Origin of the sequence: Methylobacterium soli (assembly GCF_008806385.1) — a bacterium.
Taxonomy (GTDB): Bacteria; Pseudomonadota; Alphaproteobacteria; order Rhizobiales; family Beijerinckiaceae; genus Methylobacterium; species Methylobacterium soli.
In genome coordinates this window covers 1-233 of record NZ_VZZK01000065.1, presented here as the reverse complement: position 1 = coordinate 233, position 233 = coordinate 1, and the positions used below count along the sequence as shown (strand labels likewise).

Below are 233 nucleotides of genomic sequence, written 5' to 3'. Positions count from 1 at the left end.
TGCCGTTCATGATCCGGTCGAGCATCAGCGCGAAGGGCAGCGCCGCCATGGCGAAGAAGTACAGGTTGACCTGGAAGTTCTTGACCCCGAGATCCTGCGCGATGACGCCGAGCTGGGCCACCGCCATCAGGCCGCCCGTCACCGTGCAGGTGAACATCAGCAGCATCACCCAGAACACGGGCGTGCGCAGGGCCTCGCCGAGCGTGTAGTCGCGCCGGCTCTGGAGCACGGTC

1 pseudogene is annotated in these 233 nt (G+C 66.1%); it reads right to left on the bottom strand.

Annotated features, from left to right (window positions below):
• Positions 1-233, bottom strand: a pseudogene (locus tag F6X53_RS33525) (oxalate/formate MFS antiporter); the annotation flags it as partial.